The 3,802-nt window shown below is 61.8% G+C and carries 4 protein-coding genes; all 4 read left to right on the top strand.

Going from position 1 to position 3,802, the window contains the following annotated elements; genetic code table 11:
• Positions 1-256: 256 nt before the first annotated feature.
• Entirely contained in the window at positions 257-1,339 is a 1,083-nt protein-coding gene (locus tag A39O_RS0106620; protein ID WP_026199212.1) for a SpvB/TcaC N-terminal domain-containing protein, read from the top strand.
• Entirely contained in the window at positions 1,336-1,992 is a 657-nt protein-coding gene (locus tag A39O_RS0106625) for an FG-GAP repeat domain-containing protein (RefSeq protein ID WP_157639746.1), read from the top strand. Before A39O_RS0106620 ends, A39O_RS0106625 begins: the two co-directional genes overlap by 4 nt.
• 63 nt (positions 1,993-2,055) lie before the next feature.
• Positions 2,056-2,769, top strand: a complete 714-nt coding sequence (locus A39O_RS36310; RefSeq protein ID WP_020503907.1) for a DJ-1/PfpI family protein — start codon at positions 2,056-2,058, stop codon at positions 2,767-2,769.
• Between the two features lie 499 nt (positions 2,770-3,268).
• On the top strand, positions 3,269-3,802 hold a 534-nt coding region (locus A39O_RS40480), incomplete at its 3' end, for a hypothetical protein (protein ID WP_211211549.1).

The following is a 3,802-nucleotide window of genomic DNA, read 5'->3' on the forward strand; positions in this document are numbered from 1 at the left end:
CGTGCAGGCGACTTCTGAGCAACGCGTGTCAGAAGTCCCCTGCACAAGGCCCGTCGAGCCCAGCAAACTGGTGCAGACGACTTCTGAAAATGACAACCGTCATCGTCCGAGCGGAGGGCCGCAGCCTGCACCGGGTCATGAGCCAGCACTACCCCGTTCGCCCGAATATCACATAATTTCTTAGTTGTTGACATTTGGCATTATGATTTTCTAGCCTATAGCTTCACGTTGCGACGGGAGCTTCAGGAGCCCTGGCATGAGCGAGAAGGCAAGCGGCATCGGGGACCTGATCGCGGTCCCGCAGGGCGGGGGTGCGCATAAGGGATTGGGCGAGAAGTTCGCGCTCGATATCCACACCGGCACCGGTAACTTCTCGGTTCCCATCGCCCTGCCGGCATGGCGCAACGGGCTACAGCCGCAGCTCTCGCTCAGCTTCAGCCCAGGCAGCGGCAATTGCCCCTTCGGCCTGTGCTGGTCGCTTGGCGTCCCACGCTATCGCGACGGCGCCGAGGCCGACATCTTCGTCTTGTCCGGCGCCGAAGACCTGGTCGAGGTCGCCCGCGCGCATCCCACCGACATCAGCACCGTCACCACCTACCGTCCGCGCACCGAGGGGCTGTTCGCCCGGATCGAACGGCACACCGGGACGTCGGACCATTGGGAGGTGCGGACCAAGGACGGGTTGATCAGTACCTACGGCGCGCCGGGTCCGGTCCCCGGCGACCTGGCCGACGACCAACGCGCGGTGGTCGCCGACCCAGAGAATCGCCGCAAGGTCTTCGCCTGGCGCCTGACCGAGACACGCGACCCTTTCGGTAACCGCATCGTCTACGAATACGAGCGCGACAACGCGTCCGGGCAGGGTCACAACGGCGAGCAGCTCGACCTGCGGACCATCCGCTACGTCGATCTGACCGGCCCGAGCCAGGCGGCCTTCCTGGTCTTGGTCGCGTTTGTCTACGACACCAACCCCCAGGGCCTCCCGGGCCTCCAGCCCGAGTTTTCCCGCCGCCCGCGTCCCGACGACTTCTCCGATTACCGTGCAGGCGTCGAGACCCGCACCCGCCGCTGTTGCACCGGCATCGTGGTGCGCACCCCACCCCGGCCACCGAGACCACGCTGGTCCGCGCCTACGAGCTCGTTTACCTGGACGAGCAAACCACGGATCCCGCCGCGCTGCCCCCGAACGGCGCCTCGCTGCTCAGCCGCATCAACGTCATCGGCTATGATGACGCCGGCTGTCCGGTGCGGGAGCTCCCACCGCTGGACTTCGGCTATTCCCGCTTCACCCCGGAAGCACGCCGGCTCTTCCCGCTCGCGGGCACGGCCCTGCCGATGACCAGCCTGGCCAACCCGGACTTGGAGCTGGTCGACCTCTTCTGCCACGGCCTGCCCGATATCCTGGAGCTGGGCAGCCAGCCGCGTTACTGGCGCAAGCTGGGTGATGGCCGATTCGACCGGCTCCGCGGGATCCCGAAGGTCCCGGCCGGGGTCAGGCTCACCGACCGCGGCGTGCAGTTGATCGATGCCAATGGCGACGGCCGCGTCGACCTGCTGGTGACCAGCGACGCACTCTCCGGCTATTACCCGCTGGATTTTCGCGCCGGCTTCAGCAAGCGGTCGTTTCAACGCTACCAGCCGGCGCCGAACTTCGACCTGGAGGACCCCGAGACGCGTCTGGTCGACCTCACCGGGGATGGCGTCACTGACGTGCTGCGCTCCAACACCTCATTCGAGTGCTATTTCAACGACCCCACGGACGGCTGGCTGCACCGCAACACCGCGCGGGTGCCGCGGGTGGAGCCTCCCGCCGGGTCTCACAGAGGTTCGGTAAGCGAGTTGGCCCTATCCGCCCGAACGACAAGCGAGGTGCCGTGCGCTTTTCTGGCAACGCTCACCATGACGACTCCTGGCGTCTCTCCGCGCGTCGGAGTAACTGGCCATTCCATCCGAGGGATTGTCAGCCGCCGCCAAACCGGTGGCGCAGATTAATCGCCGGCCCGGCCATCACGGCGAGGACGCCTGACTTTATCAAAAGACTCGAGGAGATCGAAAATGAACGGTTCCCACTCGCTCGTGGCGAAATACCTGCCGGTTCCCGTATCGCTCGACACGCGGGGCATGGACTGGGCGCTTCCCGTCTTTGCCGACCCCCCATCGCCCTCGCTGGCTGGGAAGCGTGTCCTGATCGTCAGTGCCGACGGTCCCGAGCTTCCGGAGATCGATGTGCCGCTGGAGTACCTCCGGGCACGCGGGGCCGAGGTGCAACTCGCCGGCCAGAACTGGATCTTCGAGCACCGAGATCCTCCCGGGTACATCGTCCTTGCGCAGTGGCTGGCCGATAACGTCTGCGTCAAGGCTGACCTGGCCTTGAAGGACGTCGTAAACGTCGCTGACTACGATGCGCTCTTCATCCCAGGTGGTGCGTGGAATCCGGATATGTTGCGGACCGACGGGGATGCCTTGAGGATCGTCCGCGAGGCCCGCGCGCACGGCGTACTGATTGTCTCCTTGTGCCACGGGCCTCAGGTCCTCATCAGCGCCGCCAAGAGGGAGCCCGATGGACCCGTCGTGTTTCCGCGCGGAACCGAAATCACCGGTGTCGAGAGCATTCACGTAGACCTCGATAATGCGGGCTTTGTCGTCCACCATGATCAGCCAACGGTCTACGACGCGGCAAGCCGACTTCTCACCGCACGCGGCCCGAACGACCTCGGACCTTTGTGTGAGGCGATGGGTCGCCTGTTGTCTCAGCCGGCGAACGCTTAGAGCAGACTGTGCCTGACCAAGCGTTGCGGCGGACACTCTGCGCGAGCCCCTTCGGCAAAGGGCTGGGCGCGAGAGCCAAGCGGCCGACGCAATGGGGCACCGTCACATCGGAGGTTCCCATACTCTGTGGAGTGTAGCCAGTGCCATGATGGTCGGCACGCTCCCAGGTATCATCACCGTGAGGCTTCATGGCTACATCTTTACACGAACAGATCGGCGTGGCGACCGGAGCTTTATACTGGGACGTCGGGCGCTTCCGACTTTGGCAAAGCACCATCCCGGAGATCATCTATCAATGGGTTAGGCGCGCGGAAGGCGGCTTGCACCCTACGAGAACGCGGGATCTGCAGTCAGGTCTGCGGACGGTTGCTGGCCGGGTGGGGCGGGGCTGGATTGCAAGACCCTGCGGTCAGTCGATCAGATTGACTCGGACCTCTCAAAAGCGATCTGATCCCCATACCCCGATTTTTTTATGCATGTCAAATTTAGGAGAAAAACCATGAATGTTAATTGGTATAGCTCTAACAATGTATTTGCATCTGGTGTCGCACTCGAGATCGACCATAATGAAGTTCTCCTTCTGATCGATGCAGTAACACAGGGGGAGAATGCCTTAGCAAATTTAATCGATAATCTCCTGAGTAATTTTGAGGATAAGCAAAGCGTCGAGCCGGGCGCCGTAAGAACCCTTATTGTTGCAGCGATAAGAGGAATCTTTACAACACAGACACAGAGAATAAGGGATGCCGATCAAGCCGGTCAAAGTAATGGCGTGTTTATCGTAATGCCTTGGCAGTGGATATTACTTGGTTTTTTCTGGTTTTTCGAAATCAACCCACGGTCGATTTCAATACAAGTTGGCTGGCGATGGTGCCATAAATGTCAGGGGCTGTATTTTGGTGAAGATCGACCGTTAGGAGGAAGTTGCCCCGCTGGTGGTCAGCACGAGAGAGGGGTGAGTGGTAACTACACTTTGGGTCATAACCAGCCTAATTCTCCCGGCCAACCCGACTGGCGATGGTGCCATAAATGT

This window comes from Lamprocystis purpurea DSM 4197, from assembly GCF_000379525.1.
GTDB classification, from domain to species: domain Bacteria; phylum Pseudomonadota; class Gammaproteobacteria; order Chromatiales; family Chromatiaceae; genus Thiodictyon; species Thiodictyon purpureum.